Origin of the sequence: Azovibrio sp. (genome assembly GCF_049658005.1) — a bacterium.
Lineage (GTDB): Bacteria > Pseudomonadota > Gammaproteobacteria > Burkholderiales > Rhodocyclaceae > Azovibrio.
In genome coordinates, this window is sequence record NZ_JBASOH010000036.1 from 40,655 (window position 1) to 67,261 (window position 26,607).

A 26,607-nucleotide genomic window follows, 5' to 3' on the forward strand; every position below is an offset into this window, starting at 1 on the left:
TCCAGATCAGGCATGCGCACGGCCTTGGGCGCAGGCGGTATGGGTGTGGCGGTGGTCAAGCAGATGCTCGGCTTCGGCCATCTCCCGGTATTTGCAGCCGTCACACTCCAGCATGCCGCCGGCACTGTCTAGTTCGGCAACACGCATATCGAGCAGTTTGAAAACCCCCGCATCGAAGCCGAAGTGGCTGCCCTGGGCAAACACCACCTGGGGATACTGCTGGCGCAGACGCACCACCTGCTCCTTGATCCGCTCAATGAGCACACCGGTAAACAGATACACCGGCAAGATGACGATCTGCATCATGCCCAGCCTGACCTGGCGCTGCACCACGGTCTCCAGGCGCGGCCAGGTGACGCCGGTAAAGGCCAGGTCCACCAGTTCATGGTCGTGCTCCTCATAGATCCAGCGGGCCATCTTGGCCAGTTCGCCATTGGCCCCGGCATCGGAGGAACCCCGGCCCAGCAGGATGGCGCCGGTGGTGCGTGGATCCGGCATGGCCATGGCCTTCACCTGCCGGGCAAGCTGATCCTGGAGAAGGGCGAATATTTCCCGGCCCATGCCCAAGTGGCGGGTGATGCGGAATTCGACTTGGGAATGGCGCTCCCGGGCTCGCTCCAGGGCGGCGGGCATTTCCATCTTCACATGGCCGGCGGCATTCAGGATGAAAGGGATGGCAAGCACCAGGCGGGCACCTTCGGCCGCCCTGTTCAGTCCTTCTTCGAGAAGCACGTCCGCATGCTCGATGAAACAGACCTCGATGCGCCAGTCCGGGTGGAACGCCCGCCAGCGGGCAACAAAATCGTAAGTCTCCCGATTGCCATCGGGTCCACGGGAGCCATGGCAGACCAGCAGATAGGTGATGTCGGTTTTCATGCGGGATTCTCCGGGGCCAGTATGGCTTTACGGAAACGATGGCCAAAGACCGGGTCATACAGTTTCGAACGCACCAGGTCCGGCCAGTCGGCGGCGCCCAGGGTCGGACTGGCAACAATCATGGCCTGGCTGCCGATCTTTCCGGCCTGACACTTCTGCTTGATGTCGGCCAGGGTACCCCGGACGACCTTTTCCTCGCCAGGCCAGGAAGCCTTCTGCACCACCAGCATCGGCGCCGTCCCGGGCCAGCCGGCCGCCAGCAGCGCCTCCTGCACCTTGTGCAGCAGGGTGATCGACAGGTAGATGCAAAGCGTGGTCTTGTGCGCCGCCAGGGCCTCCAGTTCCTCTCCCGGGGGCATCGGGGTGCGCCCCGCCACCCGGGTCAGGATCACGGTCTGGGTCACCTCCGGCAAGGTCAGGGTCTCTCTTGCCGCCGCCATAGAGGCCATCGCCGAAGACACTCCAGGCACCACAGCCCAGTCAACGCCGGCAGCCGTGAGGGGACGGGTCATCTCGATCAGGGCACCATACAGGCCCGGGTCGCCGGTCTGCAGGCGCACCACGGTGGCGTGGCGGTGAGCGGCATCTAGCAACCAGTCCGTCATTTCCTCCAGGGTCATGTCCTTGGAGTCGCGGATTTCGCAGTCCGGTGGGGTGTAAAGGTTTGCCGCCTGATCCACCAGGGAGCCGGTGAACAGCACAGCCCCCGCCGCTTCCAGCAACTTGCGCCCCTTGACGGTAATCAGGTCGGGATCGCCGGGACCTGCGCCGACAAACCAGATTTTTCCAGGCATTTAATGATCTCCACCGGGTTCAAACTCAAATTTCGGACAATTCGTCCGCAGGACGGCCTGGAGTGCGGCCAGGCTGCGCGGCACCGGCACACCGGCCAGCAGTCCCCGCTCGACCAGGCTGCGATGCAGGGCCACGACCGCCGGCAGGGGCTGCCCCGCCGCCAGCAGTTCACTGCTGTACTCGGGCAAAGCCAACGCCGCAAAAGAGGCGACACAGCCCCCCCTCTGCAGCAGGTGAATGGCATCGGCCCAGCGATAGGCAAAATCCACATCGTGAGTGGACAAGAGCAGGGTGACGCCCCGCCCGGAAAGGGAATCCAGCACGGTCAGCAGTTCTTCCTGCATGGCCGCGTCCAGCCCTGCCATGGGTTCGTCCAGGAGCAATAACTCCGGCTCCATGGCCAATACTCCGGCGATGCAGATCCGCTTTTTCTGGCCATGGCTCAACTGCTGCACCTGGCGACCGGCCAGGTCGGCGAGCCCCACCGCCTGCAGGGCCTCGACCGTGCGGCGGCGCACTTGTGCCGCATCCAGCCCAAGATTGAGGGGGCCGAAGGACACATCCTCGAAAACCGTTGCTGCCAGCAACTGCTGATCCGGATTCTGGAATACCAGGCCAACCCGGCGACGCAGGGCAGCCAGGCCAGCCCGACTGTAATCCAGGGCCCGCCCATCCAGCAGCAAGCCCCCCGAACTGGGGCGCAGGAGGCCATTGATATGCTGCAACAAGGTGGTCTTGCCGGAACCATTGGCACCCAGCAGCGCATTGCGACTGCCCGGGAGCAGCACCAGGGAACAGTCGGCCAGACCATGACTGCCGTCCGGGTAACGATGACCAAGGGCACGGATTTCCAGCAGGGGCCTCATACCGATTCTCCTGCCACAGCAGCCAGCAGGCAGATGCCCGCCAGCAAGGCAAGCCAGCAGTCGCGTCGGGCATGCACAAAGCCGGCGGACAGAAAGCGCAATCCCCCCTCCCCGTTACGGGCGGCTGCAGCCAGATGCAGACCCAGAGCCTGATGCCAGACCTGCACCAGCAAATTGGCGGCCAGCAGCCCCAGGGATTTCAGGCTCTGCCGCCTCGAGGCATGTCCCAGACGGGCCTCCTGGGCCTTGCAGGTCGCACGGACAGCGGCAGTCAGCACGAACAGCATGCGATAGGCCACCACCATCAAATCAAGCAAGGCATCGGGACACCGCAGTCGGCGCAGCAAGCCCACCAGGTCCGGCAAGGGAGTGCTCAGCACCAGGAACAACAGGGCGGACAGGGCCGCCAGGGAGCGCCCTGCCAGTTCACTGATCCGTGCGCCGGCATCCGGGGCCCAGTGCCAGCCTGCCTCCGGCGTCACGGAAAACAGCAGGGACAAGCTGCTCAGCGCCAGAAAACCCAGAGGCAGCAAAGCCACCCGCAGCCACAGCCTCCCGGGCACCCCGGCCCCCAGTACCGCCAGCAAGGCGAACAACAGGGCCAGCATCAGGGCAATCACGGGAGAACCCGCCAGAAAGGCTGCCAACAGGCCGGCCAGGGTAAAACCAGCCTTGGCTTCGGGGGCAATCCAGCGCCAGCGGTTGCCATAGGCGGCAGTGTCGATCAGCACGCCAGGCTCACTCCCGTTCACGCTCGGAGGCTGGGCGCTGCCACAGCAGGCGTTCGCGCATCACAGCACCGCCCAGCCAGAAGCCGAGAAACCCGGCCCCAAACGCCGCCTGCAAGGCAAACAACAAGGACTCCACCTCGCCCCCTGGTGGTTTGAACAGGGGATCGAACCAGGGTTCATAAGCAGGCACCATGGCGACAATGGCCGCCTGGGCCTTGCCGTCAGCCCCGGCAAAAGTCTCCGGCTCCTGGCCCTCTGCTCCCAACACCGGGGCCAGCATCAGGGATGCAGGCAAAACCAGGGGCAAAATCAGGATCAGCAAGGCCAGCAGGGACAGCAGCAGGTTCTGGCGCCTCATGCCTTTGCCTCCGGGGTATGCAGCAGGGGCAGGCGGCGCAACTCATCCGCATTGAAACGGCGCAGGGCATTGACGATCATCACCGTCAGCAGTCCCTCGACGATCGCCAAAGGAATCTGGGTGAGGGCAAAAATCCCGGCAAACTTGGCCAGGGCGGCACCAACGCCCCCTACTGGGTCGGGAAAAGCCAGGGCCAGCTGCAAGGAGGTCATCCCGTAAGTTGCCAGATTACCCAGGCTGGCACCACAGAAGACAGCAGTGGAAAGGCCCAGGCCCCGGGTCAGGCGAAACACCCCGTAGGCGACACAGGGGCCCACGACCCCCATGGAAAAAAGGTTGGCTCCCAGGGTGGTCAGCCCCCCATGGGCCAGCAACAGTGCCTGGAACAAGAGAACCACAAAGGCAACTGGCACCATGGTCAGAGGGCCGAACAACAGGGCCCCCAGGCCGACGCCCGTAGGATGGGAACTGCTACCCGTCAAGGACGGCAGCTTCAAGGCAGAAAGAACAAAGGCGAAGGCGGTCGCCACACCGAGCAGCATGCGCTGTTCCGGTTGCTCCGCCAGCCGACGTTTCAGTTTGACAATGCCCCAGACCAATACCGGAGCCGATGCCGCAGTCCAGCCCAAAGCGTGCTGAAACGGCAGGAAACCTTCCATGATGTGCATAAAAACCCTCACCCGAGTCAGGAGAAAGCATCATGCCAAAGGTATGGACGGAAGGCGCAGAATGAAAATGGCCCTTCCCCACCCCGGGGAATGATGCAACATCTACTTCGGGCCGGTCTTCTGGCTTGCCCTCATCCTTCGCTATGCCTTCCCGTGCAAGAACACAGTGGCGTGGAAATAGCGTCGTCAGGCTTACAGCAGCGGGGGCTGCGCCGGAATGGCTGAATGGCAAACATTCAGGGACACCGGACTTCCCGTTTCACCCACCCGCCATAAACTGCTGGCGGCAGGCACCCGAAGTCCGGGATTGTAACCTGAACTGGCGGCACGACAATATCTCGCCAGCGCAGCGCAGAAGCCAAAACAGGGGCGTCACCTGCCTTTATACTTCGAACTTCGCAACAAGCCGTCCCCACAAACGAGGGCCCTGCCCTGATTCGACTTGCACCAAGGACCTCTCATGGATAACGCCGAGGAATACGCGGCCAGCCCGATCCACTGGCACACCGGCGGCCTGGGCCATGGCACGGGGCGGGCGCTGGAGCGAAGCACCAACCAGGTATCCGGAACCCCGGCCGCCGCTCTCATCGACATCCAGTCCCTGCGTTCCCTGCTCGATGGCCTGACCCGGTTGACCGGCATCCCCACCGCCCTGCTGGACCTGGAGGGCAACATCCTCCAGGCCGCCGGCTGGCAGAAGGCTTGCACCGGCTTTCACCGGGCCGTACCCAGCTCCTGCGCCAACTGCACCGAAAGCGACCTGTTCCTGGCCCGCCACCTGCGCAAAGGGGAGTTCGTCGATTACAAGTGCAAAAACGGGCTCTGGGACGTGGTCACTCCGGTCTTTGCCGGGCAAGCGCACCTGGGCAACCTCTACTGCGGCCAGTTCTTTTACGACGACGACAAGGTGGACGACGCCTTCTTCACGGCTCAGGCCCACCACCATGGCTACGACCCGAAAGCCTATCTGGCCGCCATCCACGCCATGCCCCGCTTCAGCCGCGAACAGGTGCGTCTGGCCATGGGGCTGATCGTCAATCTGGCTTCCTATCTTTCGCATCTGTCCCTGACCAATCTGCAACTGCAGGAAAGCCGGGCCCAGATGGAAACCCTGCTCAACACCCTGCCGGACCCGGTCTGGATGAAAGATCTGGCAGGCCGCTTCCTGACCTGCAACCAGGCCATGGCGCGCATGATGGGCGCCCCCATCGCGGAACTGATCGGCAAGACCGACCACGACTTCATGCCCCCGGACCTGGCCGACTTTTTCCACCAGAAGGATCGGGAAGCCTTCGCCGCCGGGACTTCCCGTACCAACGAGGAGTGGCTGCCGCACGCGGAAAGCGGCGCAACGATCCTGCTGGAAACCATCAAGACCCCCGTGTCCGACCTGAACGGCAAGCCCATCGGTGTGCTCGGCATCGGCCGCAACATGACCGAGCGCAAACGCGTGGAGGATGAGCTCCAGCTGATGTCGCGCGTGTTCTCCAATAGCGGCGAAGCCATCTTCATCACCGATGCCGACAACCGCATCCTGGCGGTGAACCGCGAGTTCACCCGGCTCACCGGCTACAGCCAGGCAGAGGCGATGGGTGAAAGCCCCGACATGCTCTCCGCCGGCAACACGCCCCCCGAGGTGTATCGGAAAATGTGGGCCACCCTGGCCGCCGCCGACGCCTGGCAAGGTGAGCTCTGGTACCGGCGCAAGTCCGGCGAGATCTACCCCAAACGCCTCTCCATTTCCGTGGTGCGCGATGGCGACGGCCGCATCACCAACTACATCGGCGCCTTCGAGGACATCACCGACCGCAAGGCCGCCGAGGACAAGATCCGCTACCTGGCGCATCACGATACCCTCACTGGCTTGCCCAACCGTTTCAGCCTGTACGAACGCATCGAGCAGAGCATGGCGTTTACCCGGCGCCTCGGCGAATCCCTGGCCGTGATGCTCATCGACCTGGACCGCTTCAAGGCCATCAATGACACACTGGGCCACAATGTCGGCGACCAGTTGCTGATCCAGGTGGCCCAGCGGCTGGAACGCACGGTGCGGGGCAGCGACATCGTCGCCCGCCTGGGCGGTGACGAATTCGTGGTGGTGCTGACCGGGGTGGATGACGCCGATGCCAGGGTCAAGGTCGCCGAAGTGGCCGCCAAGATCGTCAGGCAGGTGGCCATGCCATATGACATCGCCGGCCAGGAACTGCACACCTCCCCCAGCATCGGCATCTGCTTCTACCCCCAGGACGCCAGCGCGACGGACGAGCTCATCAAGAACGCCGACATCGCCATGTACCACGCCAAGGCCATGGGGCGCAGCAACTACCAGTTCTACACCGAACCGATGCGCGCCCAGGTCAGCCAGCGGGTGAGCGCCGAACAGGAACTGGAGCAAGCCCTGGAATCAGGCCAGTTCCTGCTCCATTACCAACCCCAGGTCGAGCCTGGCAGCGGCCAGGTGGTGGGGGTGGAAGCCCTGGTGCGCTGGCAGCATCCGACCCGGGGCCTGGTCCCGCCGCTGGACTTCATCGAACTGGCCGAGGAAACCCGGCTCATCATCCCCCTGGGCCAGTGGGTGCTGTACGAAGCCTGCCGGCAACTGAAAGCCTGGCACGAGGCCGGGCTGGATCAGCTGCACATGTCGGTGAACCTGAGCCCTTACCAGTTTCAGGACGAAAACCTGCCCGAACGGGTGCGTCAGGTCCTCGCCAGCACCGGCCTGCCCCCCGCCCGCCTGCACCTGGAAATCACCGAATCCATGGCCATGAAGAATCCGGAAGCCACCGTGCGGATGATGCAGACCCTGAACGAAATCGGCGTCAAGCTGGCCCTGGATGATTTCGGCACCGGCTATTCCTCCCTGGCCTACCTGAAGCTCTTCCCCATCCACATCCTCAAGATCGACCGCTCCTTCGTGAAGGACATCGAGACCGACGAGAACGATGCGGCCATCTGCGAAATGACCATGCTGCTGGTCCACAAACTCGGCCTCCAGGCCGTCGCCGAAGGGGTGGAAACCCAGGCCCAGCTCGATTTTCTCCGCCGCATCGGTTGTCAGTGGATTCAGGGCTACCTGTTCAGCAAGCCCTTGCCGACGCCCCAGGCCTGGGAATTCCTGAGCACCTTCCGGCTCGCCCCGCACTGAAGCCCGCTCCGCCCCTGCCGCGCAAGGTCTCAGTCCCGCCCCTCGGGCGACGGCTCACGGGGAGGCGCCTTGGGATTTCCCGGCGGATGGGCCGGCGCGAACCTGGGCTCGGTCGCCGGCTTGATGAGGCCGCGTGATGGCGCGGCAGCGCGATGCTCACAGTCCCCCCCGACGCAGTCCGCCTGCCGTCCCGGCGCCATGGCACCGGGACGGTGCGCCGGCGGCAGCACCGGCACGGCAACCGCCGGGCGCTCCGGCAACGTCGCACCATGGCAGCTGGCAATGGCGCGGGCTTTGTCGTGACCGGAATCGGGCTGACGTTCGACATTGATCACGCATGCTCGCACCAGCTCGGCATCGACCTGGCGCTTTTCCTGATTCACGCCGGCATCCTGGCAGGCGGCGATCAATTCGGTCCGGTCACGCTCGGCAACCCCGGTGCGTTCCACATCCGCGACACAGGCCCGGATCGCCTCGCCATAGCGGCGCGATCGGGCGGCCTCGGCGGCCATGCGGGCTTCCTGGCGACGTTGGGCCTCCAGCGCCTCAATTTGCCGCAGGCGTAGCTGTTGCTCCTGCATGGCCTGCTGGCGACGGGCTTCGGGAATCACCTCGGCCGGCACCACGGCCTCGGTCTTGCTGCCATCCTGGCAAGGCGTCGAAGAAATCGTCACCTGGCCGGAGGGCAGGCGGCATTTGAACGCCTGGGCCTGAGCCCAGGCCGGCAAACACAGCAACAACAGGAAAATTCCCTTGTACCTGCGCCCCATGGGCCGCCGTCGCTGCTCACTGCTGCTGCTCATCCTGACCTCCTGCATCGTTCATGCCTTACCCGTCATTCAAGTTCCGACACCGGCTCCGGAGCGGCTTCTAGCGCCGCGGCGGGGGCGCTCAACGCGGCGCTGGCCGCCTGCAGCAGGGTCGCCCGGGTTTCCGGGGTTTCCAGGCTGATGCGGCCGAGGGCGCCGCTGCGGTAATCGGTGAGCAGGATCAAGGCGGCCTTTTCGATATCCAGCCCCCCTCCCTTGAGCCGGCAACCCCGGCGCGCGGCGATGGTTTCGATCAGGCTGGCCCCGTCGAGGCCGCGCACCGGGCATTTGTAGCGGGCGCTCAATAAGTCGCCGTAACGTTCGAGCAGCAGCCCGGCCAGGAAGGTGGCCACTTCTTCTTCGATGACCGCATTGGTGCCGATGGCGTGGCTGGCGGCGAGCATGTAGCCATCCGAATCATGCTCGATCCTGGGCCACATCAGGCCCGGCGTGTCGGTCAGGGTCATGCCCTTACCCAGGTCCAGGGTCTGCTGGGACTTGGTGATGGCAGGCTCGTCCCCCACCTTGGCCACCCGTTTTTTCAGCAGGGCATTCATCAGCGTCGATTTGCCGACGTTGGGAATGCCCATGATGATCATGCGCAAGGGCTTGGTGGGGTCGTTGCGATGCGGCGCCAGAGCGCGGCACAGGGCGGGAATGCGCCCGGGCTCGCCGGGATGCTTGCAGGACAGGGCAACCGCCTTGACCCCGGGCTGGCGGTTGTAGAACTCCAGCCAGGCCGCGGTGACGAGGGGGTCGGCCAGATCGGATTTATTCAGTACCTTGAGGCAGGGCCGCTGCCGGAAATCGCGCAGCTGACGGATCATGGGATTGCAGCTTGCCTCGGGAATCCGGGCGTCGAGCACTTCGATGACGATATCGGTGCGGGCCAGGGTCTCGGCGGCCTTCTTGCGGGCCGTGGTCATGTGACCGGGGAACCATTGGATGGGCATGGTGTTTTCCTGCCAACTTTGAATGGCCGGATTATCGCACCACCCTTCGCTGATCCCTACCTTCTCCGCGCCAGCCCTTCCAGTCCCCAGGCTGCGCCCTTACAATCGAGCTTCTTTTTCTGCCCGGCTCCGGCCTCATGCCATCTTGACTGCAAGCACCCCGACTCTCCCTTACAGCCTCAAGATTAAAATCGTTCTGACCGTGAGCCTGCTGGCCTTGCTGTTACTCGGTCTCCAGGCCCTGGCGCAAATCATTCTGCTGCGCCCTGAATACCAGCACATGGTCGAATCCCAGATCCACACCCTGGTGGAGCAAACGGGCCGCAGTCTGGACGAGAAGATTGCGCTGCGGATGCAGGCCCTGGAAAAATCAGCCCGGCACTTTCCCCCCCAGCCCCTCACCCCCATCCGGGAGGCGGCACTGGAGGGCCAGCTCAGGGAAATGAACGCGCTGTTGTCGCTGTTTGACGATTTGTACATCTTCGATACCAAGGGCCACCTGCTTGCCGACTGGCCTCGCGTGCCCGGACGCCGGGGGCTGGACATGTCGGAGCGGCAATACGTCCGCCAGGTCATCCAGGAACGGCGCTCCCATATTTCCGAGCCGATCCTGGGGCGCATCACCCGGCAGCCCCTGATCATCCTCTCCACGCCCCTCTTCGACGAGCAGGGTGAACTGCTGGGCATCCTGGCCGGGGTCATCAACCTGTTCAAGGCCAATATCCTGGGAGAGTTGCGCGATGTGCGCATCGGCAACAGCGGTTATTTCATGCTCACCCACCCCGACGGCCAGGTCATCATGCACCCGGACCCGGAACGCATCCTCCAGCCGCTGCCTGAAGCCGATGCCGGGCTCCTGCCCCAAGCCGGCGAAGCCCTCGCCAACAAGGCCAGGCAGATCAACCTCCTGGACCGCCCCGCCGCCCTGGTCGCCCGCTACCCGATGCAGAGCACTCACTGGCTGCTGACGGCCATCTATCCGGTCGAAGAAACCTACAAGCCGGTGGAACGCATCACGCACTTCATCCTGACCATCGCCCTGGTGCTGTGCCTGCTCACCGTGCCGCTGATCTGGCTGATCGCCCAGCGCTTTCTCCACCCCCTGGAGGCGCTGACCCGGCAGATCCGCAACCTCGCCCAGCAGCACAAGCCCGGCCGGGTGAGCGCCGGGGGCAGCGAGGAAATCGAAGAGCTGGCACTGACCTTCAACGACTTCATGGACCGGATCGAAACCGCCGAACAGCACATCCGGGTGCATGAGCAGCGCCTCTCCCTGGTGCTGGAAACCGCCAGCGACGGGATCTGGGACTGGGACCTGGCCCAAGACGACTTCCTCGGCAATCAGGCCCTGGCCCAGATGCTGGGGCTCGAACAAAGCGGCCCGCTCGCCACCACCCCGGCCCAGATCGCCACCCACCTGCTCGACGAGGAGCGCCCCTCGGTGCGCCGGGCCATCATCGACTGCCTCAAGGGCAAGACCGAGATGTATTACTCGGAGCACCGGCTGCGCCGCGCCGACGGCAAGATCATCTGGGTACTGGAGCGCGGCCGGGTGGTGGAGCGCAGCCCGGACGGGCGCGCCCTGCGCATGGTCGGATCGTTCTCCGACATCACCGTGCAGAAAAACAACGAAGAACGCATCCGGGTCATGGCCTTCTACGACGCCCTCACCGGCCTGCCCAACCGCAGCTTGCTCGAAGAGCGCACGGAAGCCAGCATGCAGCGGGTCAAGGATCAGCGCAGCCAGCTGGCCCTGCTGTTCGTGGACCTGGACCATTTCAAGAACATCAATGATTCCCTCGGCCACTTCACCGGCGACCTGCTGCTCCAGGCCGTGGCCCAGCGCCTGTCCCGGCTGGTGGGAGACAAGGGCTTCTCCCACCTGGCCGGGGAAAACGGCCTGGTAAGCCGCCTGGGCGGCGACGAGTTCGTGGTCGTGCTGCCCCACATCAACCCGGAGCAGGCCGCCGACCTGGCCCGGCGCATCCTCTACGAAGGCGGCAAGCCCTACCAGGTGGAAGCGCGCCAGCTCACCATCACCCCGAGCATCGGCATCAGCATTTTCCCCGACGACGCCAGCGACTTCGAGACCCTGCTGCGCCACGCCGACATCGCCATGTACCGGGCCAAGGAAGAAGGCCGCCACCATTTCTGCTTCTTCACCCCGGAAATGAACGAAATGGCCTGCCAGCGTCTGGAACTGGAAAGCGCCATGCGCGAAGGATTGAGCAAGGGGGAATTCTCTGTGCACTACCAGCCCCAGGTGGCGCTCCAGAGCGGCCGCATCATCGGCCTCGAAGCCCTGGCCCGCTGGCACAACCCGGAGTTGGGGGCGGTGCCGCCCGCTCTCTTCATTCCCGTGGCAGAAGATTCGGGCCTCATTGCCCCGCTCGGAGATTTCGTCCTCAAAGCCGCCTGCGCCCAGGCCCGGGCCCTGCAGGATGCCGGCCTGCCCCCGATGGTGATGGCGGTGAACCTCTCCGGCGCCCAGTTCCGCCACCCCACCCTGCCCAGCCTGGTGGCCGATACCCTCGCGGCCAGCGGCCTGGCGCCGCAATGGCTGGAGCTCGAACTGACCGAAGGGGTGCTGATGGAAGACACGACGAGTGCCATCCAGATGCTGGGCCACCTCAAAACCATGGGGGTGCGCATTGCCATCGACGATTTTGGCACCGGCTACTCCTCGCTCGCTTACCTGAAGTCGTTCCCGATCGACAAGCTCAAGATCGACCGCTCCTTCGTCGCCGACCTGGAGGACAACCCCCAGGATCAGGCCATCATCCGCGCCATCATCAGCCTGGCCCACAGCCTGGGAATGGAAGTGATTGCCGAGGGCGTGGAAAACCTGGCCCAGTTGCAGCAACTGCAAGGCTATGGCTGCGACGAGTATCAGGGCTACTTCTGCGCCCGCCCCCTGCCCGCCGCCGGACTCGAAGCGTGGCTCTCCACCGCCCGCTGTCCGAGCCAGGCCCCGGCCCGGCCCGATCGTGCGCTCTGAAAAAAGCCTCCGGGCCGAATCCGCCGGCCTTTCTCAGCCCTGCTGCAACTGCTTGAGGAAGTCCTCGATCGGCACCGGCCGGCCATAGAGATAGCCCTGCAGCAGCATCTCCCCCCGGGCAGTGAGGAAGCTGGCCTGATCCGGCGTTTCCACCCCTTCTGCCACCACCTTCAGGCGCAAATGCCGGGCCACGGACAAGATCACATCCACCAGGGCCGCATCGCTGGGGTTTTCCGGCGCGTCCTGGACGAAGGACTTGTCAATCTTCAGCTCGTTCAAGGGCAGGCGCTTCAGGTAGGAAAGCGAAGAGTAGCCGGTGCCAAAATCGTCGATGGAAAAATGAATCCCCAGGGCCCTGAGCTCGCTCATGGTGGCCGCAGTCTGGTGCACGTTGTCGATCACCAGGCCCTCGGTCACTTCCAGGGTCAGGTAGTTCGGATCGGCCCCGGTCTGGGCCAGCACCTGCTTGACCCGCTGCACGAAATCCGGGCGATGGAACTGGCGCGGGCTGACATTCACCGAGATGCGCAGCGACTCATGCTGCATGGCCGGGTGGTTGAGCAGGCGGCACGCCTCTTCCAGCACCCAGTCGCCCAGCGCCAGGATCACGCCACTTTCCTCTGCCACCGGGATAAAAACGACCGGGGACACCATGCCCTGCTCCGGATGCAGCCAGCGCAACAGGGCTTCGCCGCCGCGCACTTTGCCCTCCTGATCCACCTGGGGCTGGATGTAGACCTGCATCTGGCCCCGCGCCAGGGCCTGGCGCAGATCCCCTTCCATGGAGAAACGGGCCTCCACCCGGGCCTGCATGCCGGGCTCGAAGAAGCGCACCTGATTGCGCCCTGCCGCCTTGGCCTGGTGCATCGCGGTATCAGCAAACTTGATCAGATCCAGGGCGGTGTTGCGCTGCGTCGAGGGAAACAGGCTGATGCCGATACTGGCGCTCAGACTCACTTCCCCGGCACCGAGACTGATGGGCTGGGCCAGACAGAGGCGGATACGCTCACCCACGGAACGGGCCTGTCTCACGGCCAGATGCTCCTGCCTCGTCAGCTGGGGTAGCAGCACCCCATATTCATCGCCAGAAAAGCGCGCCACCGTGTCGGCATCCCCCAGCACGGCGCGAATGCGGCGAGCGCATTCCTGCAACACCTGGTCGCCCACCTCGTGGCCCCGGGCATCGTTCAGCGTATTGAAACCATCCAGATCCACGAACAGCACCGCCCCGTAGACCCGGCTGTGCTGGGCCGCCGCAAGGGCGGTTTCCAGGCGGTCGAGGTAGAGGCGCCGGTTGGGCAGGCCGGTGAGAGGATCGAAATAGGCGAGCTGCTCGATTTCGGCCTCGGCCCGCTTGTGCTCGGTGATGTCGCGCCCCACCACCACCAGCCCCTTGCGCCTGCCGTCGGCGTGAAAGAGCGGCACCTTGATGATGTCGAAAATCCTGGCCTGCGCATCGGGGACGCGAATCACCTCTTCACACCGCACCATCTGCCGGGCCTGCCACGCTTGTTCGTCGGAAACCACGCAATCCATGAAGGCTTCCCGGTGGAAATCCTGGTAGCGGGCCAGCTCCTGGTCGGTCTTGCCGCGGTAATCCACATGCTCGAGACCAAACAGTTTCAGGTCGAAGGCATTGGCCAGCTGCCAGCGCCCCTGACCATCCTTGAAACAGACGATGTCGGGCATGGCCTCAATCAGGGTGGTCAGCTGCTCTTCCCGGTGGATCAGGGTCGCCTCGGCTCTGCTGCGCCGCAGCATCGAGGCCATCAACATCAGGATCACCGCCAGTGCCAGGACCAGCCCGGCAATGAAGTAATCGCGTTCGCGCAGGTGGTCCGCCTCGAGCCGCTCCGTGTAGCTCGCCACGGCCTGCTCCAGGCGCTGCTGGTAGAGCACCTGCTCATCCGGCGACACCGCCCGGTTCGTCACGTCGTGGAGGATGGAAAACAGCACCTGCCGGCCGCTTTCCAGGATCACCGGGGAGGAATGGACCTCCACGGTGCGCAGCGCCCCATTGGCGAGGCGATGGGGAAAGATGAAGTAGTTGCGCGCTTCGGCCCGGGCCCGCTGCCGCTCGGCCATCACGGCCTCGGGTTCGAGGGCGTTGATCTGCTGGATGGTCATGCGGCGCAAGGTCGCCACCGGGTAACCGTAAAAATCCCCGGCAGCCTGGTTGGCATCGACGATTTCGCCGGTTTCCGGGTCCACCAACAACATGATGGAAGCGTGGCGCTGAAAGAGCGTGGACAACAGATCACCCCGGGCCATGACCATGGCCAGGGAAACCGGCACCGCCACCAGCAGCGCCAGCAGCAGCGCCAACTTGCGCCCGGCATGCCGCCCTGCACGCCTCAAACTTGAAAAAACCAGCATTCCGTCTTCCTCAGCAATGTGCCGCCTCCTCTCGCGGGGACTCTCGCGGGGACTCTCGCGGGGACCCCCAAGGCAACCGGGACGATACACCGTACCCCCTACGAAAGTAATAGACCACCTCCCTGAAAGACTGGGAGAAACGCCGTTCCCCGACGCGACAGCAGCAGCATGGCCGGAGAACGTTACAATCTTTGCCTTTGTTTGATTACGAAAAGATCATGGCTCTCAAGGCAACCATCTACAAGGCGGAACTCCAGCTTTCCGACCTGGACCGGCAGCACTACGGCAGCTACAGCCTGACCCTGGCCCGCCACCCCTCCGAAACCGATGAGCGGATGATGGTGCGCCTGCTGGCCTTTGCCCTTCATGCAAGCGAACACCTGAGCTTCTGCAAGGGAATTTCCGACGAAGATGAGCCGGATTTATGGGAAATCGACCTGGGCGGCAATCTGGAACGCTGGATCGAAGTCGGCCTGCCCGAAGAAAAGCGCATCCGCAAGGCCTGCGGCCGGGCCCGCCAGGTCGTGGTCATCACTTATAGCGGCCGCACCGCCGAGCTGTGGTGGCAACAGAACCAGGCCGCCCTGGCCAGGCTGGACAAACTCACGGTACTGCAACTGCCGGCCGCCCAGAGCCAGGCCCTGGCAGCCCTGGCGGAACGGACCATGAACCTGACCTGCACCCTCCAGGAAGGGCAGATCTGGCTCTCCTCCGGCCCGAGGGACCTTCAGCTCGAACCCCGCTACCTGCAGCGCCAGACACGAGGCGCGGACTGACCATCAAGCCGGATACCGGCGGCCCTCGACGGTGGCCCCTCGACGGTGGCCCTCAACCGGAAGCCTCGACGGTGGCCCTCAACCGGCGGCCCTCAACCGGCGATCCTCAACCGGCGGCCCTTATCTTGCGCCCGGCCAGGGCTGCACCGGCACGCTCGAGATCGCATTGCCTGGCGCACCGGAAATGATCTTGCGGCTGATCCCGAGATAAACCAGCACCTTGCGTTTTGTGTCGTAGAGCCGGTGGATCTGGGTTTCCTTGAACAACAAGGAAGTATCCTCGCTGAACACGACTTCACGCGCCGGCAGTTTTTCCGGCAGGACGATCGGGCCGGTCTGGCGGCAGGCAATCGAAAACTGGGAGGGGTCCTCCGCCAGCCCAAGACTGCCCTTGATCCCCCCCGTGCGCGCCTGGCTGACATGACAAGTCACGCCGGGAATCTTCGGGTCGTCGTAGGCATAGACGCAAACCCGGTGGTTGGCGCCAATCAATTTCCATTCCGTGGTCGTGCAGCCGATTTCCTCGGCCGCTACCGGCAGGGCTGGCAGGGCAAGCAAGGCAAGACACAGGGTGAGTGCTGGGCGCATGGCAATCCTCATGGAAGTCATCTGGAAGTCCTCTTCTTCATACGCCCGCCGCGTGGGCCTGCTGATCCGCCCAGTAGGAGCTTCTGACCATGGGGGCGCAGGCGGCGCCGGCAAAGCCCATCCGCCTTGCCTCTGCCTCGTACATTTTGAAGGTGTCCGGCGGCACGTAGCGGGTGACGGGCAGGTGGTGGCCGGAAGGGGCGAGGTATTGGCCGATGGTGAGCATTTCCACAGCATGGGCGCGCAGGTCGCGCATCACGTCGAGGATTTCCGCATCGGTTTCGCCCAGGCCCACCATCAGCCCGGACTTGGTGGGAATGTGCGGGTAGCGGGCCTTGAAGGCCTTCAGGAACTGCAGGGAATGCTCGTAATCGGCGCCGGGCCGGGCCTGTTTGTAGAGGCGGGGCACGGTTTCCAGATTGTGGTTGAGCACGTCGGGCAGGCTCTGGCCGAGGCTGTCGATGGCGATTTCCAGGCGGCCGCGAAAGTCGGGCACCAGGGTTTCGATGGTGGTGCCGGGGCTACTCGCCCGCACGGCGCGGATCACGTCCACGAAGTGCTGGGCGCCGCCATCGCGCAGGTCGTCCCGGTCCACGCTGGTGATGACGACATAGCGCAGTTTCAGCCGGGCGACGGATTCGGCCAGGTGTCCGGGTTCGTTTGCGTCCGGCGGCAGGGGCTTGCCGTGGCCGACATCGCAAAAGGGGCAGCGGCGGGTGCAGATGTCGCCCAGGATCATGAAGGTGGCGGTGCCGCGGCCGAAGCATTCGCCGATGTTGGGGCAGGCCGCCTCCTCGCAGACCGTGTGCAGCTTCTGCTCGCGCAGCATGCGCTTGATTTCGCCGAAACGGCCGCCTTCATTGCCGGCCTTGACGCGGATCCAGCCCGGCTTTCTCAGGGGATCATCCACGGGGACGATCTTGATGGGAATGCGGGCGGTTTTTTGTTCGCCCTTTTGCTTGACGCCTTGTTCGGCCATTTCGCGCTTACTCCGGTTGCAATTGTTGCAGCAAATGCTGGCAAAGGGCCTCTGCCGCCTCTTGGGGGGTGAGGGAAACATGGTGATCGCGGGTCTGGGTGACGGCCAGGCCCGCATAGCCGCAGGGGTTGATGGCGGCAAAGGGGGAGAGATCCATGTCCACGTTGAGGCTGAGGCCATGATAGGTGCAGCCGTTCCTGACCTTGAGGCCCAGGGCGGCGATCTTGGCGCCTTCGCCGGCGGCGCCCAGATAGACGCCAGGGGCGCCGGCGCGGCGATTCACGGTGAGGCCCTGTGCGGCGAGCAGGTCGATGATGGCCTGCTCGATCTTGCCGACCATCTCCCGCACCTTGAGCTGCATGCGGTGCAGGTCGAGCAGCAGGTAGATCACCACCTGGCCGGGGCCGTGATAGGTGACCTGACCGCCCCGGTCGATCTTGACGACGGGGATGCCGATGTCGCGGAGCAGATGTTCGGGCTTGCCGGCCTGGCCCAGGGTGAAGACGGGCGGGTGCTCGACGATCCAGAACTCATCCGGGGTGGCCGGGGTGCGCCCGGCCGTGAAGGCCTGCATGGCCTCCCAGGTGGGCACATAGTCCACCCGGCCCAGGCGGCGGATTTCAACCGCCATGTTCAGAGGACGATCTGGATCAGCGGATGCCCGCTCAGCTCCCTGTACAGGGCGTCGAGCATGGCGCGGGAGGTGGCCGTCACCGTGCAGGTGAGGCTGACGTACTTGCCGCCGGAACTGGCGCGCATTTCCATGCTGGCGGCGACGAAGGCCGGGTCGTGGCGGGTGACGATTTCGAGCACCGTCGGCGCCAGATTGGCTTCGGCCTTGCCCATGATCTTCAGGGGAAAGGCCGAGGGGTATTCAATCAGGGAATCCAGTCCGGAACGCTGTCCGGCAAGGGAGTTCAGCGCTTTGTCAGTCATTTCGCATCACCGTGTTCTTGAAGTCCTGATACCACTGCCACATCTGCCGCCCCACGGGGCCGGGCTGGCCGTTACCCACCGGCTGGCCGTCGAGGCGGGTGATGGCCAGCACTTCCTTGGGCGAGGACGTCATCCAGACCTCGTCGGCGCCTCTGAGTTTTGCCTCTGAAATTTCCCGGATCCGGACGGGCAGGCCGTGGGCCGCCGCCAGTTCCAGCACCACGTCATAGGTGATGCCGGGCAGCATCAGATTGCCCTTGGGTGGCGCCAGCAGCACCCCGTCCTTGACGATGAAGATATTGGCGGCCGTGCCTTCCTTCAAGTAGCCATCTCGGATCAGGATGGTTTCGGCGACGCCCGCATCCACGGCCTGCTGGCGCAAGAGCACATTCGGCAGCAAGTTGATCGATTTGATGTCGCAGCGCAACCAGCGGATGTCGGTGGCGGTGAGGGCGGCAACGCCCTGTTCGCGCACGGCGGCGCTGGGGGTCACCAGGGGCATCGCCATGGCAAAGACGGTGGGGCTGGCATCCGTCGGGAAGGGATGGTCGCGCTTTTCTTCCGCGCCCCGGGTCACCTGTAGATAGATTGCCTGATCCGGCCAGGGCGCGCCGGCAATCAGGCGTTCCACGATGGCGCCCCATCCGGCAGATGCATGGGGATTGGCCAGACGGATGGCCGTCAGGCTGTTGTCCAGCCGCTGCAGATGTTCGGCCTGACGGAAAGGCCGGCGGGAATAGACGGGGATCACTTCATAGACCCCGTCACCAAACAGGAAACCCCGGTCCAGCGGCGAGATTTTCGCCTCCGCCAGGGGCAGGTAGCTGCCGTTGAGATAGACGGTGTCAGCGACGTAGGTGCCCATGGCGCACTCCCCGGGAAAAAGTGTCAGCTTACGCGAACCAGAGGCGGATGGTGTCGATCAGCCGGGCGAACCAGTTGCCGATGGCCACTTCTTCCAGAGCCAGTACCGGATATTCGCCATAGGGCTTGCCCTCCAGGCTCAGCTTCAGGGTACCGATGGTCTGACCCTGATGCACCGGCGCCAGCAAGGGCTGCATGGACACCAGCTCGGCCTGCAGCTTGTCGCTGTAGCCCTTGGGCACGGACACCACGAAGTCCTTGGCGAAGCCGGCCTTGACCTGGTTCTGGGTTCCCTTCCAGACCCGGAACTCGGACACGGCCTGCTGGGCTCCATAGAGTTTCACCGCATCGAAGAACTGGAAGCCCCAGTTCAGCAGCTTCAGGGATTCGGAGGCCCGGGCGGCATCGGAATCGGTGCCCAGCACCACGGCAAGGAGGCGCCGCTCGCCCCGCTTGGCGGAAGAAATCAGGCAATAGCCGGCGGCCTCGGTAAAGCCGGTCTTCATCCCGTCTACCGTGGGATCGAGCCAGAGCAGGCGGTTGCGGTTGGGCTGGGTGATGTTGTTGTAGCGGAATTCCTTCATCGAGTAATACTTGGCGTACTCCTCGGGAAAATCGCGGATCAAGGCACTGGCCAGGGTGGCCAGGTCCCGCGCCGTGGTGACATGCTCGGGATCGGGCAGGCCGGTGGCATTCTTGAAATGAGTGGCCTTCATGCCCAGGCGCTCGGCCTCCTTGTTCATCAACAAGGCGAAGGCTTCCTCGCTGCCGGCAATCGCCTCGGCCAGGGCGACGCAGGCGTCGTTGCCGGACTGGACGATCATGCCCTTGATCAGTTCTTCCACCGGCACCTGATCGCCCACCTTGATGAACATCTTCGAGCCGCCGGTGCGCCAGGCGCGTTCGGACACGGGCACGCCCTGTTCCAGGGCCAGGGTCTTCTGACGGATCGCCGAGAAGGTCAGGTAGGCCGTCATCAGCTTGGTGAGCGAAGCGGGCTCGAGCCGCTCATCGGGCTTTTCGGCCGAGAGGAACTGGTTGGAACCGGACTCCACCAGCACCCAGGACCGGGCGGCCAGGGCGGGAGAGACGGGAAGCTGCTGAGCCAGGGCTGCGGCACTCAGGCCCAGCAAGGTCAGCAGCAAAAACAGGCGTTGCAGCAGGGAATTCATGGGAAAGTCAGGAATGGGTTGGCAGGGCGGCCGATTATACCGCCCCGCCCGCCCCCCTGCGGCGACCTGTTGTGCAACAGTTTTTGACCGGCAGCGGCTGATCTGCCGGACCGGGGCCATCCCCGATTTCGACAAGCCGGGAATTCCGGTACAGTCAGCCGGTACAGTCAGCCGGTACCGTCAACGCACCGGCTGCCGCACTCCGGCCAGCCCCTCGACCCTCGACCCTCGACCCGATTACCCCATGTCCGCTCCCTTCCTCCTGCACGAACACCCCCTGCGCCAGCGCCTCAATAACGAGTTGCACGCCCGGCCGCCCATGTCCCTGGGGGGCCCGGCCCAGATCAGCTATCTGGCGATGTTGCACGAGGGCCACTCGGCCGCCGACGAGGAAGCTCATCTGCGCCAGCTCTGCGACCAGCTCGGCCTGCCCTTCTGTCCCCTGGTGGACGGGGACCACTGGGTCATGGAGGCCGGCGACCTGCGCCTGAAGTGGGAGCGGCACACGGAATTTTCCGGCTACACCTTCTTTCGCGCCTGCCCGAACGGCGTGCCGGAGACGGGCTCGGCCCTGGAAGCCTTTCCCACCCCCTGGTGGCAGGCGATCCCCGGCCAGGTGATGGTGGCCACCCATCTGAGCTTCGTCGCCGCCAGCCAGAAGGACCCGGAACCCCTGCTGGCAGAACTGATCCAGTCCGGTGCCACAGTGGCCGCCAGCCAGTTGGCCAACGGAGCGGCCTGGGTGGTTTCCGACTTCCGCCTCTACGAAGGCTTTTCGCGCTTTACGGTCATTGACTCTCATCTGCGCCCCCGCCAGGCCGGCCGCACCATCCAGCGCCTGCTGGAAATCGAGACCTACCGGATGATGGCGCTGCTGGCCTTCCCCGTCGCCAAGGAGGTCGGGCAACTGCTGAATCGGGTGGAAAAGGAGGTAGCCGAGCTGATGACCCGCATGGGCGAAGCCCGCAGCCCCGAGGATGAACGCCTGATCCTGGCTGACCTGACCCGCCTGGCCGCAGAGGTGGAGCACTCCCAGACCCGCACCTCGTTCCGCTTCGGCGCCGCCGAGGCCTACTACCGGCTGGTGCTGCAGCGCATCGGGGAACTGCGGGAAGTCCGCCTGGACGGTTTTTCGCCCATCCGGGAATTCATGGACCGGCGCCTGGCCCCGGCCATCAACACCTGCCTTTCCGCCGCCCGCCGCCAGAACGACGCCTCCACCCGCATCGCCAGGAAGAGTGCCCTCTTGCGCACCCGGGTGGATATCGAACTGGAACGGCAGAATCAGAAACTGCTGACCCAGATGAACCGCCGCGCCAGCCTGCAACTCAGGCTGCAGGAAACCGTGGAAAGCCTCTCGGTCGTGGTGCTCACCTACTACGGCTCCCAGTTGATCAATTACCTGGCCAAGGGCAGCAAGGCCTGGCACCACCTCAACAGCGATGTGGTCACCGCCCTCTCGATCCCCGTGATCGCCGGCCTGGTGTTCTGGGGCAGCCGGCGCATGCGCAAAAAACTCGCCCTACTTGAAACCGATTGAGACGCCAAGCCCCTGTATAATCATCGCCTTTCCATTTTCACCCCTTGTGGAGCCCGCCGTGCGCCAGCCCCTGTTCGAATCCTCCCTCAAGAGCCTGCCCCTGCTGTCCAGGGGCAAGGTACGCGACATCTATGCCGTGGATGCCGACAAGCTGCTGATCGTCACCACCGACCGGCTCTCCGCCTTCGACGTGATCCTGCCCGATCCGATTCCCGGCAAGGGCCAGGTGCTCACCGCCGTGGCCGACTTCTGGTTCCAGAAGCTGAGCCACATCATCCCCAACCAGCTCACCGGCATCGCCCCCGAATCCGTGGTGGCGCCCGACGAAGTGGAACAGGTCAAGGGCCGCGCCATGGTGGTCAAGCGCCTGAAGCCCCTGCCCATCGAGGCCGTGGTGCGCGGCTACCTGATCGGCTCGGGCTGGAAGGACTACCAGGCCACCGGCGCCGTCTGCGGCATTCCCCTCCCTGCCGGCCTGAAGATGGCCGCGCGCCTGCCCAGCCCCCTCTTCACCCCGGCCACCAAGGCCGAGTCGGGCGAGCACGACGAGAACATCTCCTTCGAGCAGGCCAAGGCCAACTGTGCCGCCGCCCTGGCCGCCGACCTGGAAGGCAGCGGCAGGAACGGCGCCGAGCTCTGCGCCCAGGCCCGGGAGGCCGCCCTCGCCCTGTACCAGGCCGCCGCCGACCATGCCCTTGCCCGCGGCATCATCATTGCCGACACCAAGTTCGAATTCGGCATCGACCAGGCCGGCACCTTGCACCTGATCGACGAGGCCCTGACCCCGGATTCCTCCCGCTTCTGGCCCGCCGAAAGCTACGCCGAGGGCATCAGCCCCCCCAGCTACGACAAGCAGTTCGTGCGCGACTACCTGGAAACCCTGAACTGGAACAAAAAACCCCCGGCCCCCCGCCTGCCCGCCGAGATCATCGCCAAGACGGCCGCCAAATATCTCGAAGCCTGCGAACGCCTGACCGGCCAGACACTCTGATTTTCCCGGCACCCGACACCGGGCGGGAACTCTCCTGCCCCTTTGCTTTACAGAAACATCATCCGCATCCTGAAGGTCTCCCATGTCCAGCCCCAACCCGTTACTCATTGCCTCCGGCCTGCCCCCCTTCGACCGCATCACCCCGGAACACGTCCAACCCGCCATCCGCCAGTTGCTGGCCGAAAGCCGCAGTCTGGTGGAAAGCCTGACCCAACCCGACACCCCGTCCACCTGGGCCGACTTCGCCGCTCCCCTGACCGACGGCATGGAACGCCTGAGCTGGGCCTGGGGCATCGTCGGCCACCTGCATTCGGTCAACGACATTCCCGCCTGGCGCGACGCCTACAACACCATGCTGCCGGAAGTGACCCGCTTCTACAGCGAACTAGGGCAGAACCTGGCCCTGTTCGACAAGTACAAGGCGATCCGCTCCGGCAGTGAATACGCCGGCCTGACTCAGGCCCAGAAGAAGATCATCGACAACGAGATCCGCGACTTCCGCCTCTCCGGCGCCGAACTGCCGGAAGCCGACAAGCCGCGCTTTCAGGCCATCCAGGAAGAACTGGCCAGCCTCGCCGCCAGGTTCTCCGAAAACGTGCTGGACGCCACCAATGCCTTCGCCGAAATCATCACCGACGAAGCGGAACTGGACGGCCTGCCCGAAGACATCAAGCTCGCCGCCCGGGCCGCCGCCGAAGCGGCCGGGGTGGAAGGCTGGAAATTCACCCTGCAGGCCCCTTCCTACCTGCCGGTGATGCAGTACGCCACCAACCAGGCCCTGCGCGCCCGCATGTACCGGGCCTCTGCCACCCGGGCCTCCGAATTTTCCGACTCCGGCAGCAAGCCCGAATGGGACAACAGCGGCCTGATGACCCGCATCCTGGCCCTGCGCCAGGAGGAGGCCAGGCTGCTGGGCTACCACAACTTCGCCGAGGTTTCCCTGGTTTCCAAGATGGCCGAAACGCCGGCCCAGGTGCTGGCCTTCCTGCGCGACATGGCCGCCAAGGCCAAGCCCTACGCCGAAAAGGACATGGCCGAACTGAAGGCCTTTGCCGCCAGCGAACTGGGCATGGCCGAGATCGAACCCTGGGATGTGGCCTTCATTTCCGAAAAGCTGCTACAGGCCCGTTACGCCTTCTCCGAACAGGAAGTCAAGCAATACTTCACCGAACCCAAGGTGATCGGCGGCCTGTTCCAGGTCATCGAGACCCTGTTTGGCGTCAGGATCAAGCCGGATACCGCCCCGGTCTGGGACGACAGCGTGCGCTTTTACCGCCTGGAAAACCCGGCCGGCGAACTGGTGGGCCAGTTCTACATGGACCTCTATGCCCGGGAAACCAAGCGCGGCGGCGCCTGGATGGACGAGGCCGTGACCCGCCGCCGCACTCCCAGCGGCATCCAGACCCCGGTGGCCTACCTCAACTGCAACTTTTCCAAACCCCTGGGCGACAAGCCCGCCACCTTCACCCACGATGAAGTGATCACCCTGTTCCACGAAGCCGGCCACGGCTTCCATCACCTGCTCACCCAGGTAGAAGAGCTGGGCGTTTCCGGCATTCGCGGTGTCGAATGGGACGCGGTGGAACTGCCTTCCCAGTTCCTGGAAAACTTTTGCTGGGAATGGGCGGTGCTCAAGGACATGACCTGCCATGTTGACACCGGCGCCCCCCTGCCCAGGGCTCTGTTCGACAAGATGCTGGCCGCAAAGAACTTTCAGAGCGGCCTGATGACCATGCGCCAGCTGGAGTTTTCGCTGTTCGACATGCTGCTGCACAGCGATTTCAACCCGCAAACCCAGACCGTGATGGATCTGCTGGCCGAAGTCCGCCAGGAAGTGGCCGTGCTGATTCCGCCCGCCTGGCACCGCTTCCCCAACAGCTTCTCCCACATCTTCGCCGGTGGTTACGGCGCCGGTTACTACAGCTACAAGTGGGCCGAGGTGCTCTCTGCCGACGCCTATGCGGCCTTCGAGGAGACCGGCAATCCCCTGGACCAGGCCACCGGCCAGCGCTACCAGGAGGAAATCCTCGCCATGGGCGGCGTGCGCCCGGCCCTGGAATCCTTCAAGGCCTTCCGCGGCCGCGAACCCAGCCCGGATGCCCTGCTGCGCCACAATGGTATGATCCCGGCGTAATTTCCGGGGAGAATCACCATGGCAAATCCGCACCGTTCCCATGCCGTTTTGCTGCTGGCCGTGAGCCTGGCGCTGGTCAGCAGCCTGGCATTGGCCCAGACCTATCGCTGGGTGGACCCGGCCACGGGCCGCACCATGATCACCGATACGCCGCCGCCAGGCAGTGCCCGACAAGTCAGCCGCGCCACCAGCGCTCCCGCCGGCGGCGACGCCCAGCTCCCCTTCGCCACCCGTCAGGCGGCCCAGAATTTCCCGGTCACCCTGTACACCGGTGCCGACTGCGACCCTTGCACTCAAGCCCGGGAACTGCTCAGCAAACGGGGCATTCCGTTCACGGAAAAAAATGTCAGGACCAATGCCGACATCAGCGAACTGAAAGCCTTGGCCGGGGAGGCCACCATCCCCGTCCTCAAGGTCGGCCGCCAGATCATCAAAGGCTTTGAAGCCAGCAGCTACAACAGCACCCTGGACCTGGCCGGCTACCCCAAAGGACCAGGAGGGGCAGCCCAGTGAAATCGCTCTCGATGCGCAAGCGGCCATCGGCTTTCTCGATCAGCGCCCAGGCCGTGATCTGCGCTCGATGAATGTCAAGACCCATCACGTGTTTGTACAGCGCTCCCCGTTTCCCATCGCCTCCTGTCGAGTGCCGCTCAAGAGCGGAAGTCTTTTTCATCTTCAAGGGGCGGCAACCGCCATGATCGTCAGATGTGAGCAATTTCGGGGGGCAGCTTGATACCCAGCGCGTGCATGACCTTCAAGAGGGTGCCAAGGCTCGGATTGCCCACGCCCGACAGCGCCTTGTAGAGGCTTTCACGACCAAGGCCGGTTGCCTTGGCCAGTTGCGTCATACCCTTGGCGCGTGCAATGTCACCTAGTGCAGCCGCGATGAAGGCCGCGTCATCGCCCGCCTCTTCGATGCACGCCTCCAGGTACATCACCATGTCTTCATCGGTCTTGAGGTATGCGACCGTATCCCATTTGCGCAGTTTGATCGTTCCCATTTTCGCCTCCTATAGTTGCCGCATGAGCGCCAATCCGGCGCTGGCAAAGCCGCCTGTCCTGGTCTTAGAAATGTGGAGCGTGGATATCAACGGCCCGGCGCCGGGTTTTTCGTTTCAGGGGATGGCTGGCACAATAACCCCCAGCGGCCCTGTTGCATCTCGCCACATGTGTAGCCACAACAAACCGCGACACAATGATTTCAATGAATTCAACAGGTTAATCAATACATGAAAATCGCTTCCTGGAACGTCAATAGCCTGAAAGTCCGCTTGCCCCATCTGCTGGACTGGCTCGCCAGCCAGCAGCCGGATGTCCTGTGCCTGCAGGAAACCAAGCTGGAGGACCACAATTTTCCCCGGGCCAGGATTGAAGCGGCCGGGTATCAGGTGGCTTGTTCCGGGCAAAAGACCTACAACGGCGTCGCCCTGCTGGCCAAGGCCCCGATCGAGGACGTCAGCTGCGGCAATCCGCTCTTTCCGGACGAACAAAAACGCCTGATCAGCGGCACGGTCGATGGCGTGCGGGTCATCAGCGCCTACATGCCGAATGGACAGGAAGTTGGCTGCGACAAGTACGACTACAAGTTGCGCTGGCTCGATGCCCTGGCGCGCTGGCTGGAAGGCGAGCTGATGTCGCACCCGCAGCTGGCCTTGTGCGGCGACTACAACATCGCGCCGGATGATCGCGATGTGCACGACCCCGAACGCTGGAAGGACTGCATCCTGGTCTCCGGACCGGAGCGCACCGCCTTTCAACGCCTGCTCGCGCTGGGCCTGAGCGACAGCTTCCGCCGCTTCGAGCAGCCGGAAAAAACCTTCTCATGGTGGGATTACCGCAGGCTCGGCTTTCAAAAGAACGAAGGCCTGCGCATCGACCACATCCTGCTCTCCCATCCTCTGGCTGAACAATGCAGCGCCGCCGGCATCGACCGGGCGCCGCGCAAGCTGGAGCGTCCCTCGGACCACGCCCCGGTCTGGGCCGAGATAGTCCGGAATTGACCCGGCGTTTCATACCTCCCTCCCCTTCCCTCCCCTTCCCTCCCCTTATAGC

At 64.3% G+C, this 26,607-nt stretch carries 24 protein-coding genes and 1 riboswitch; of the genes, 8 read left to right on the forward strand and 16 right to left on the reverse strand.

Features of this window, described 5'->3' with window-relative positions:
• Window positions 1-6: 6 nt before the first annotated feature.
• Genes WBH99_RS03665 through WBH99_RS03690 form a run of 6 tightly spaced genes read right to left on the reverse strand, consistent with a single transcriptional unit; the run spans window position 7 to window position 4,294 of the window.
• Complete coding sequence (locus WBH99_RS03665; RefSeq protein WP_424218758.1) at window positions 7-876, reverse strand: sirohydrochlorin chelatase; 870 nt, start codon at window positions 874-876, stop codon at window positions 7-9.
• On the reverse strand, window positions 873-1,670 hold the full coding sequence (gene cobM, locus WBH99_RS03670; RefSeq protein ID WP_424218759.1) for a precorrin-4 C(11)-methyltransferase: 798 nt from the start codon (window positions 1,668-1,670) through the stop codon (window positions 873-875). The genes WBH99_RS03665 and cobM overlap by 4 nt, the downstream gene beginning before the upstream one ends.
• Window positions 1,671-2,537 (reverse strand): energy-coupling factor ABC transporter ATP-binding protein, encoded by an 867-nt coding sequence (locus WBH99_RS03675; RefSeq protein ID WP_424218760.1) that lies wholly within the window; start codon window positions 2,535-2,537, stop codon window positions 1,671-1,673.
• Window positions 2,534-3,268: a cobalt ECF transporter T component CbiQ gene (cbiQ, locus tag WBH99_RS03680; RefSeq protein WP_424218761.1), complete on the reverse strand. Its 735-nt coding sequence runs from the start codon at window positions 3,266-3,268 to the stop codon at window positions 2,534-2,536. Before cbiQ ends, WBH99_RS03675 begins: the two co-directional genes overlap by 4 nt.
• A gap of 7 nt (window positions 3,269-3,275) precedes the next feature.
• A complete protein-coding gene (locus WBH99_RS03685) occupies window positions 3,276-3,626 on the reverse strand; it encodes an energy-coupling factor ABC transporter substrate-binding protein (protein WP_424218762.1) in 351 nt (116 codons plus the stop codon).
• Entirely contained in the window at window positions 3,623-4,294 is a 672-nt protein-coding gene (locus tag WBH99_RS03690; RefSeq protein ID WP_424218763.1) for an energy-coupling factor ABC transporter permease, read from the reverse strand. Before WBH99_RS03690 ends, WBH99_RS03685 begins: the two co-directional genes overlap by 4 nt.
• A gap of 93 nt (window positions 4,295-4,387) precedes the next feature.
• A riboswitch (cobalamin riboswitch) is annotated at window positions 4,388-4,607 on the reverse strand.
• Between the two features lie 147 nt (window positions 4,608-4,754).
• On the opposite strand from WBH99_RS03690, the gene WBH99_RS03695 reads away from it, so the two are divergent.
• The gene (locus tag WBH99_RS03695) at window positions 4,755-7,439 is read left to right on the forward strand and encodes an EAL domain-containing protein (protein WP_424218764.1); all 2,685 of its coding nucleotides are present in this window, start codon (window positions 4,755-4,757) and stop codon (window positions 7,437-7,439) included.
• 29 nt (window positions 7,440-7,468) lie between these two features.
• On the opposite strand, the gene WBH99_RS03700 is transcribed toward WBH99_RS03695, so the two are convergent.
• Entirely contained in the window at window positions 7,469-8,242 is a 774-nt protein-coding gene (locus WBH99_RS03700) for a DUF4124 domain-containing protein (protein WP_424218765.1), read from the reverse strand.
• A gap of 32 nt (window positions 8,243-8,274) precedes the next feature.
• On the reverse strand, window positions 8,275-9,201 hold the full coding sequence (ylqF, locus tag WBH99_RS03705; protein ID WP_424218766.1) for a ribosome biogenesis GTPase YlqF: 927 nt from the start codon (window positions 9,199-9,201) through the stop codon (window positions 8,275-8,277).
• Window positions 9,202-9,346: 145 nt separating this feature from the next.
• On the opposite strand from ylqF, the gene WBH99_RS03710 reads away from it, so the two are divergent.
• A complete protein-coding gene (locus WBH99_RS03710; RefSeq protein ID WP_424218767.1) occupies window positions 9,347-12,199 on the forward strand; it encodes a bifunctional diguanylate cyclase/phosphodiesterase in 2,853 nt (950 codons plus the stop codon).
• 33 nt (window positions 12,200-12,232) lie between these two features.
• Here WBH99_RS03710 and WBH99_RS03715 read toward each other — a convergent pair whose 3' ends face one another.
• A complete protein-coding gene (locus tag WBH99_RS03715) occupies window positions 12,233-14,575 on the reverse strand; it encodes a sensor domain-containing protein (protein WP_424218768.1) in 2,343 nt (780 codons plus the stop codon).
• 218 nt (window positions 14,576-14,793) lie between these two features.
• Here WBH99_RS03715 and WBH99_RS03720 point away from each other — a divergent pair, with 218 nt between their 5' ends.
• On the forward strand, window positions 14,794-15,351 hold the full coding sequence (locus tag WBH99_RS03720; RefSeq protein WP_424218769.1) for a YaeQ family protein: 558 nt from the start codon (window positions 14,794-14,796) through the stop codon (window positions 15,349-15,351).
• 120 nt (window positions 15,352-15,471) lie between these two features.
• Here the strand turns inward: WBH99_RS03720 and WBH99_RS03725 are convergent, their stop codons facing one another.
• Genes WBH99_RS03725 through WBH99_RS03750 form a run of 6 tightly spaced genes read right to left on the reverse strand, consistent with a single transcriptional unit; the run spans window position 15,472 to window position 19,890 of the window.
• The gene (locus WBH99_RS03725; protein ID WP_424218782.1) at window positions 15,472-15,951 is read right to left on the reverse strand and encodes a CreA family protein; all 480 of its coding nucleotides are present in this window, start codon (window positions 15,949-15,951) and stop codon (window positions 15,472-15,474) included.
• Between the two features lie 25 nt (window positions 15,952-15,976).
• On the reverse strand, window positions 15,977-16,918 hold the full coding sequence (lipA, locus tag WBH99_RS03730) for a lipoyl synthase (RefSeq protein WP_424218770.1): 942 nt from the start codon (window positions 16,916-16,918) through the stop codon (window positions 15,977-15,979).
• Between the two features lie 7 nt (window positions 16,919-16,925).
• Window positions 16,926-17,549 carry a lipoyl(octanoyl) transferase LipB gene (gene lipB / locus WBH99_RS03735; protein WP_424218771.1) on the reverse strand — a complete coding sequence of 208 codons (624 nt, stop codon included), beginning with the start codon at window positions 17,547-17,549 and terminating at the stop codon, window positions 16,926-16,928.
• A 2-nt stretch (window positions 17,550-17,551) separates the two neighbouring features.
• The gene (locus tag WBH99_RS03740; protein ID WP_424218772.1) at window positions 17,552-17,854 is read right to left on the reverse strand and encodes a YbeD family protein; all 303 of its coding nucleotides are present in this window, start codon (window positions 17,852-17,854) and stop codon (window positions 17,552-17,554) included.
• Window positions 17,847-18,719 (reverse strand): D-amino acid aminotransferase, encoded by an 873-nt coding sequence (locus WBH99_RS03745; protein ID WP_424218773.1) that lies wholly within the window; start codon window positions 18,717-18,719, stop codon window positions 17,847-17,849. The genes WBH99_RS03740 and WBH99_RS03745 overlap by 8 nt, the downstream gene beginning before the upstream one ends.
• 28 nt (window positions 18,720-18,747) lie before the next feature.
• Window positions 18,748-19,890 (reverse strand): D-alanyl-D-alanine carboxypeptidase family protein, encoded by a 1,143-nt coding sequence (locus WBH99_RS03750; protein WP_424218774.1) that lies wholly within the window; start codon window positions 19,888-19,890, stop codon window positions 18,748-18,750.
• A 244-nt stretch (window positions 19,891-20,134) separates the two neighbouring features.
• On the opposite strand from WBH99_RS03750, the gene WBH99_RS03755 reads away from it, so the two are divergent.
• From WBH99_RS03755 to WBH99_RS03770, 4 genes are all read left to right on the forward strand, one after another.
• Window positions 20,135-21,430, forward strand: coding sequence for a DUF3422 family protein (locus WBH99_RS03755; protein ID WP_424218775.1), 1,296 nt, complete (start codon window positions 20,135-20,137; stop codon window positions 21,428-21,430).
• A gap of 58 nt (window positions 21,431-21,488) precedes the next feature.
• A complete protein-coding gene (locus WBH99_RS03760) occupies window positions 21,489-22,421 on the forward strand; it encodes a phosphoribosylaminoimidazolesuccinocarboxamide synthase (protein ID WP_424218776.1) in 933 nt (310 codons plus the stop codon).
• A gap of 82 nt (window positions 22,422-22,503) precedes the next feature.
• Window positions 22,504-24,555 carry a M3 family metallopeptidase gene (locus WBH99_RS03765; protein ID WP_424218777.1) on the forward strand — a complete coding sequence of 684 codons (2,052 nt, stop codon included), beginning with the start codon at window positions 22,504-22,506 and terminating at the stop codon, window positions 24,553-24,555.
• 18 nt (window positions 24,556-24,573) lie between these two features.
• Window positions 24,574-25,068 carry a glutaredoxin family protein gene (locus WBH99_RS03770; protein WP_424218778.1) on the forward strand — a complete coding sequence of 165 codons (495 nt, stop codon included), beginning with the start codon at window positions 24,574-24,576 and terminating at the stop codon, window positions 25,066-25,068.
• Window positions 25,069-25,256: 188 nt separating this feature from the next.
• Here the strand turns inward: WBH99_RS03770 and WBH99_RS03775 are convergent, their stop codons facing one another.
• Window positions 25,257-25,556 (reverse strand): addiction module antidote protein, encoded by a 300-nt coding sequence (locus WBH99_RS03775; RefSeq protein WP_424218779.1) that lies wholly within the window; start codon window positions 25,554-25,556, stop codon window positions 25,257-25,259.
• 228 nt (window positions 25,557-25,784) lie between these two features.
• On the opposite strand from WBH99_RS03775, the gene xth reads away from it, so the two are divergent.
• Window positions 25,785-26,555: an exodeoxyribonuclease III gene (xth, locus tag WBH99_RS03780; protein WP_424218780.1), complete on the forward strand. Its 771-nt coding sequence runs from the start codon at window positions 25,785-25,787 to the stop codon at window positions 26,553-26,555.
• The last annotated feature ends 52 nt before the right edge of the window (window positions 26,556-26,607 follow it).